General features: G+C 37.8%; 10 protein-coding genes. 7 read left to right on the forward strand and 3 right to left on the reverse strand.

From position 1 onward, the window contains the following. From HMPREF2918_RS02570 to HMPREF2918_RS02585, 3 genes are all read left to right on the forward strand, one after another. On the forward strand, positions 1 to 198 hold a 198-nt coding region (locus HMPREF2918_RS02570), incomplete at its 5' end, for an antitoxin (protein ID WP_070594505.1). Next, on the forward strand, positions 191 to 529 hold the full coding sequence (locus HMPREF2918_RS02575; protein ID WP_024054821.1) for a type II toxin-antitoxin system RelE/ParE family toxin: 339 nt from the start codon (positions 191 to 193) through the stop codon (positions 527 to 529). The genes HMPREF2918_RS02570 and HMPREF2918_RS02575, both read left to right, overlap by 8 nt. A gap of 467 nt (positions 530 to 996) precedes the next feature. Next, entirely contained in the window at positions 997 to 1,440 is a 444-nt protein-coding gene (locus HMPREF2918_RS02585; protein WP_023917885.1) for a GNAT family N-acetyltransferase, read from the forward strand. A gap of 235 nt (positions 1,441 to 1,675) precedes the next feature. Here HMPREF2918_RS02585 and HMPREF2918_RS02590 read toward each other — a convergent pair whose 3' ends face one another. Genes HMPREF2918_RS02590 through HMPREF2918_RS02600 form a run of 3 tightly spaced genes read right to left on the reverse strand, consistent with a single transcriptional unit; the run spans position 1,676 to position 4,004 of the window. Then, entirely contained in the window at positions 1,676 to 2,392 is a 717-nt protein-coding gene (locus HMPREF2918_RS02590) for an ABC transporter permease (protein ID WP_023917887.1), read from the reverse strand. Then, positions 2,389 to 3,204, reverse strand: a complete 816-nt coding sequence (locus HMPREF2918_RS02595; RefSeq protein WP_070594506.1) for an ABC transporter ATP-binding protein — start codon at positions 3,202 to 3,204, stop codon at positions 2,389 to 2,391. Before HMPREF2918_RS02595 ends, HMPREF2918_RS02590 begins: the two co-directional genes overlap by 4 nt. Continuing rightward, the gene (locus tag HMPREF2918_RS02600; RefSeq protein ID WP_176745978.1) at positions 3,201 to 4,004 is read right to left on the reverse strand and encodes a MerR family transcriptional regulator; all 804 of its coding nucleotides are present in this window, start codon (positions 4,002 to 4,004) and stop codon (positions 3,201 to 3,203) included. Before HMPREF2918_RS02600 ends, HMPREF2918_RS02595 begins: the two co-directional genes overlap by 4 nt. Positions 4,005 to 4,439: 435 nt before the next feature. Here HMPREF2918_RS02600 and HMPREF2918_RS02605 point away from each other — a divergent pair, with 435 nt between their 5' ends. From HMPREF2918_RS02605 to HMPREF2918_RS02620, 4 genes are all read left to right on the forward strand, one after another. Then, on the forward strand, positions 4,440 to 4,733 hold the full coding sequence (locus HMPREF2918_RS02605) for a type II toxin-antitoxin system RelB/ParD family antitoxin (RefSeq protein WP_070589185.1): 294 nt from the start codon (positions 4,440 to 4,442) through the stop codon (positions 4,731 to 4,733). Then, positions 4,726 to 5,064, forward strand: a complete 339-nt coding sequence (locus HMPREF2918_RS02610; protein WP_070594508.1) for a type II toxin-antitoxin system RelE/ParE family toxin — start codon at positions 4,726 to 4,728, stop codon at positions 5,062 to 5,064. Before HMPREF2918_RS02605 ends, HMPREF2918_RS02610 begins: the two co-directional genes overlap by 8 nt. A 12-nt stretch (positions 5,065 to 5,076) precedes the next feature. After that, positions 5,077 to 5,514, forward strand: coding sequence for a hypothetical protein (locus HMPREF2918_RS02615; protein ID WP_070594509.1), 438 nt, complete (start codon positions 5,077 to 5,079; stop codon positions 5,512 to 5,514). A 16-nt stretch (positions 5,515 to 5,530) separates the two neighbouring features. Continuing rightward, a partial coding sequence (locus HMPREF2918_RS02620) for a GNAT family N-acetyltransferase (protein ID WP_070594510.1) occupies positions 5,531 to 5,892 on the forward strand: 362 nt, incomplete at its 3' end.

The following is a 5,892-nucleotide window of genomic DNA, read 5'->3' on the forward strand; positions in this document are numbered from 1 at the left end:
GTCCTAAATGCAGCACTTCGAAAAATTGCTAATGGGACTGTGGATCCAGAAGAATTTGTTTCGAGTGATTTGCAGGACAAACAGTATCAGGTAGCCTTTGAAGATTTGAAGAAGGAGATTTTAGTGGGGCATCAGGAAATCGCTCAAGGAAAAGTTACTTCTGTAGCCGATGTGAGAAAGGAATTTGGTCTTGACTAAGTTGAAACGTTATCAGGTCTTTCTTTCAGATCGTGCTAAGCAGGACTTGCGTGACATTCACGACTATATTCTTGTGAATTTTTATAGCCAGCAAGCTGCAGATGGCAAAGTTGATTTGCTATTAAGTGCTCTTGAGACCCTAGAACTGTTTCCAGAAGCCTGTCCTCTGGTATCAAGCCGGGGCTATGGTGAGATGACGAATGATGGAAAACCCTATCGTTATATGCCAATAGAGAACTATCTTACATTTTATTATATTGAGAAGCATAGGGTGTATGTTGCTCGTATCCTTAGTGCAAAGCAGGATTGGGTCAAGATTTTTTATAAGTAGGATGCGGAACCTCCATGTTAAAATCGAATAAGCTGATTATTTTTTTAATTTCTCTCCCCTTTCTGATGGTTATTGTTTTCTATTCTCTTAGTGAGCATCCTTGATATAGTGATGATAGTAATTTCATTAGAAATCATGAAGCTGCTATTAAGAGTGAGATCATCGCACACTTAGCCCAGGAAAAGCAAGGCATAAAGTCCGTGACCTTATTGCCAAATACTGCTAGAGGAGAGTATGATAATGGTGGTGATGTAAGTGGACATTACCATATCTATTTTACAGCCTATGCTGATGATAACCCTGAGAGGACGTTAAGAGTAGAATTATCCTTCCCCGATGCCAGCATTCCCCCTTTTACCTTGTTTCACCCTAACCCTTATAAAAGCAAGAGCCAAAAGATGGCCAATTGGTTGATGGGGAATATTGAAGTATCAAAGGAAGCGTCTAAATAGAAATAAGAACAAGTCATGATGAATAGAATAGTAGATGATCAGATAGTGCTTATTCCTTATTATAGGAATGATGAGATCTCCCTTCTTTGGTATCAAGATAGTGAGGTTTGCAAACAAGTTGATAATACTGAACAGATTTACGATCTAATAAAACTTCATAAAATGTATGATTACCTAACTTCACACGGATCTTGCTATTATATCCAATATGAGGGTGTGTTAGTTGGAGATGTGACACTTCAAGATAACTCAGAACTTTCTATAGTGATCAGCAAAGAGTATCAAAATTTACAGATCGGAAGACGATGTATTTCTAAAATGATACAGCTGGCCAAAGAAAAAGAGATGGTTAAGGTAACTGCTCAAATTTATCCTTTTAATACCCAAAGTCAAAGAATGTTTTTGGCTTTGGGATTTCAGAAAGTAGATGAAAAGTTGTATGAATATACGTTGATATAGAACAGTTGTATATCTCCATATATATTAAGACTGTAATCTACTGTTTATAAAACAATGTTCATGAAAAATAGAGTTAAAGGGTACCTACTGATACATGGACAAGAGGTTTTTTCAGAAATCTAAAAATGAAGAGAACACCAACAGATGATTTTTTGTTGGTGTTCTCTTCATTTGATTTTACGATCTATCTCGCTTTTGCTTTAAAGTAAAAGCTGGCATGGAATTATTCAGGCATCTAGTTAGATTTTTGTTTATTCAACAGGAGGATAGATGATATTATTGCAATGCAAGATACAAGAATCAGATACCAAAGATTTTCAAGACCAAAACCATGATCTAGCATCAAGCGGTATCCCCAAGAAGCGGGGAAAAGACGCCCGATTGCTTGAAGAAAATCAGGCAGTAAGGTGATGGGAAACATGATTCCTGAGAGCATAATTGAGGGTAAAAATACAAGTTGCGCTATCATGGTCAGCTTTGCTTGATTTTTTACAGTAAGGCCCAGTATACTTCCGATACTCAACGATACAAAAATGTAGATGGCAAGCGCGAGAAAGAATAAGGGAAATTGACTTGGTAGACTTGCTTTAAATAAAATTGGAGCAAGTAGTAGGATCACTATGCAAGTCATTATCAAATGAACAAAGGCAGAGAGAACTATGGTCACCAATCCTAAATGAATAGGCACACCATTTGCTTTATAAATCTTTTTTATGTCGCTTCCGTATGTTTCAATCAAGGAAGGCGGTAAACCGAGAAAGGCTCCCATTGAAACACTCATGACAATCATTGACTGTATAAGTGTGCTACCCATTTCAGGCATAACGGAAGTAAAAATACCACCCATGAGAAGAAAGAAAATAATCGGTACAATATAGTAAGTAACCAAGAGAGACTTACTTCGTATGTCCAATTTCCACTGTAATGTTAGGCTATATAAAAAACCATTCATTCCAAACCCCTCCTTGCCATTTCAATGAAATGCTGCTCCAGTGTGCCACGATCAACCTTGATATCCAATATCTGGATATTTTTCTGTTTGCATTCTTCCAATAATGAAATTAAGCTATCCTCGATCGTATCTGTTTCAAAAGATTCCTCTCCGTCCCGGGTCTTTAAATGGATGAAATATTTTCTTCCCAACCTGTCTGTCAGTTCTGAAGGAGTACCACAAAAGACAATCTTTCCACTATTCAAAATAGCAATGCGGTCACATAGGGTTTCAACTTCGGCCATATCGTGGCTTGCCAAAACAATTGTCTTGCCCTGTGATTTGAGCTTTCGGATTTCTTCATGGAGGGATAGTCTTCCTTCAACATCAAGTCCCGCTGTCGGTTCATCGAGAAAAATAATATCCGGATTACTGATAAGTGCAAGAGCAAGATGTAATCTTCTTTTTTGACCGGTGGATAATTCTATGTATTGCGACTCCTTCATTTCTTTTATGCCAAGGGCCTTTAGCATAGCATTATCAATGTATGTATGATTCCATTTTGCAAAGAGCTTTATGGCTTCTATCGGTTTGATGTGAGCGGGTAGAGAGGAGGACTGTAGTTGAATTCCGGTTTTCCCGTTTACAACGATAGTGCCTTCGTCATATTTTCTCAGACCTTCGATACATTCAAGCGTTGTTGTTTTTCCAGCTCCATTCACTCCGAGCAGAGCAAAGATTTCTCCTTGTTTGATTTGAAAATCGAGACCTCTAAGAACCATATTGCTACCATAACTTTTCTTTAATCCAGAAACCTCTATTGCGTCTTTCATGGTTCTACCTCCTCAAGGGGATTGGTTCCAAGCCTTGAAAAATAGACTTGTAAAGCAGGCCCTAAATAATCATTAACGATTTTTTGCTTTTCTTCCCAAGCGTTTGAGGCGGTATCAATATTCCCTATTTCCATCAACTTCGGAAGCATGCTCATATCACCATTTGTAAACTCCATAATCAAACTCCAGTATTCTTGCACAACCTGTTGGCATTGTTCGCTTTCAGCTGGTACATTTTCTTTCTGAAGCTCTACGATTTGATCACTTAGGCGGTTCAACCTATCCATAAAATCTTGCCCGCTTTTTTTGTCAAATCGACTGCGTATCTGGTCGAGCGTATCATCATCAAAGCGCTTAATGAGAGAGTAGGAGTCATTCTTCATCTGTAGATTGACAATAATGTCTGCATACTTCTTAAAATTGACCGTCTGTATTTGTAAAACTTCTGCCTTTAACTGCTCTATTGCGACTAAAGAATCCTTAAGTTGTTCAATATTTTTACGAAGAATATCTGCTTGCTCTGTAAGAGCTTTAGCAACATCATCAGGTGTTTTCAAAGAGATCAAACGCCCCTTTATATCCTTGAGAGAAAAGCCTAATGATTTTAAAGACAATATCTGATGGAGTAGCACTAAGTCTTTATCGGTATAAAGCCTGCGACCTCCCTCACTTTCTGCCGATGGGGAAAGCACCCCTTCTTTATCATAGTATTGTAAAGTACGGACGGTAACCCCCATTTTCTTAGCAAGTTGCCCAACTGTCATAAATCCTTCCGGAATTGCTCTATATTTAGCCATCATTACCCACCTCCTCATACTTATTATACATCGTTACGTAAGGTCATGAACAAGATTATTTTTAAAAAATTTCCTTGACAAAAACTTTTTTATTTTCGAGAAAAGAAAGAGACTTCAGAGAAAAAAGAAGCATGTGACATAATAAGTCCTAAATATTGACGTAATTCCGACCCTTTAGAATATTATGGATCTGTATGTGTCATGATTTAGAAAAGCAAAGCACAAGTACAAGATAATCAATAGCAAACACAAGGTGATAGACAGAACAATCTATCACCTTTTTCCGTTTTAAAACTATTTGTCACCAGTTACGCACTCAAATTTCTTATCTCTTACAACTTTTATTTAGTGAAAGAGGAATCCATTTTTCACTTGAATCCCTTCTCTTATGTATGGTAGAATGTATATACAAATTGTATGTACAAAGGAGAGGTAGAAATGGCAAACACGAAAGCAGTGAATTTTCGAGCAGATGAGATGTTTTACCAGAAAACAAAAGAGGTACTTGCGGATCAAAAAATTTCTGTGTCAGATGTCCTAAATGCAGCACTTCGAAAAATTGCTAACGGGACTGTGGATCCAAGAGAATTTGTTTCAAGTGATTTGCAGAACACGCAGTATCAAGTGGCCTTTGAGGATTTGAAGAAGGAGATTTTAGTTGGGCACCAGGAAATTGCTCAAGGGAAAGTCACTTCTGTAGCCGATGTGAGAAAGGAATTTGGTCTTGACTAAGTTGAAACGCTATCAGGTCTTTCTTGCAGATCAGGCTAAGCAGGACTTGCGTGGCATTCACGACTATATTCTTGTGAATTTTTATAGCCAGCAAGCTGCAGATGGCAAAGTTGATTTGCTATTAAGTGCTCTTGAGACCCTAGAACTGTTTCCAGAAGCCTGTCCTCTGGTATCAAGCCGGGGCTATGGTGAGATGACGAATGATGGAAAACCCTATCGTTATATGCCAATAGAGAACTATCTCGCATTTTATTATATTGAGAAGCATACAGTGTATGTTGCTCGTATACTCAGTGCAAAGCAGGATTGGGTCAAGATTTTTTATAAGTAGGATGAGGACCCCATGTTAAAATCGAATAAGCTAATTATTTTTTTAATTTCTCTACCTTTTCTGATGGTCATTGTTTTCTATTCTCTTAGTGAGCATCCTGGATACAGTGATGATGGGAATTTCGTCAGAAGTCATGAGGCTGCCATTAAGCGTGAGATCATCGCACACTTAGCCCAGGAAAAGCAAGACATAAAATCTGTGACGCTCTTACCAAATACTGCTAGAGGAGAGTATGATAATGGTGGTGATGTGAGTGGAAATTACCATATCTATTTTACAGCCTACGTCAATCATAATCGCGAACGAACGATAAGCGTAGAACTATTCTTCCCAGATGCCAGCATTCCCCCATTCACCTTGTTTCCTCCCAACCCTTATAAAGACAAAGGCAAAAAGATGTCCAATTGGTTGATGGGGAATATTGAAGTATCGGAAGAAACCTCTAAATAAAGATATGGAAGAAGTAATGATGAATAGAATAGTAGATGATCAGATCACTCTTATTCCTTATTATAGAAATGATGATATCTCCCTTCTTTGGTATCAAGATAGAGACGTTTGCAAACAAGTGGATAATACTGATCAGATTTACGATGTAACAAAACTTCATAAAATGTATGATCACCTAACTTCACACGGTTCTTGCTATTATGTTCAATATGAGGGAGGGTTAGTTGGAGATGTGACACTTCAAGATAATTCAGAGCTTTCTATAGTGATCAGCAAAGAGTATCAGAATTTACAGATCGGAAGACGGTGTATTTCTGAAATGATACAGTTGGCCAAAGAGAAAAAAATGGTTAAGGTAACTGCTCAAATTTATCCTTT

Source organism: Streptococcus sp. HMSC065C01 (assembly GCF_001813525.1).
GTDB classification, from domain to species: Bacteria; Bacillota; Bacilli; order Lactobacillales; family Streptococcaceae; genus Streptococcus; species Streptococcus parasanguinis_V.

Coding starts and splice junctions, on each gene's coding strand:
- HMPREF2918_RS02595 (WP_070594506.1), bottom strand. CDS start 3,204: ATGAAAGACGCAATAGAGGTTTCTGGATTAAAGAAAAGTTATGGTAGC.
- HMPREF2918_RS02615 (WP_070594509.1), top strand. CDS start 5,077: ATGTTAAAATCGAATAAGCTAATTATTTTTTTAATTTCTCTACCTTTT.
- HMPREF2918_RS02605 (WP_070589185.1), top strand. CDS start 4,440: ATGGCAAACACGAAAGCAGTGAATTTTCGAGCAGATGAGATGTTTTAC.
- HMPREF2918_RS02590 (WP_023917887.1), bottom strand. CDS start 2,392: ATGAATGGTTTTTTATATAGCCTAACATTACAGTGGAAATTGGACATA.
- HMPREF2918_RS02600 (WP_176745978.1), bottom strand. CDS start 4,004: ATGATGGCTAAATATAGAGCAATTCCGGAAGGATTTATGACAGTTGGG.
- HMPREF2918_RS02585 (WP_023917885.1), top strand. CDS start 997: ATGATGAATAGAATAGTAGATGATCAGATAGTGCTTATTCCTTATTAT.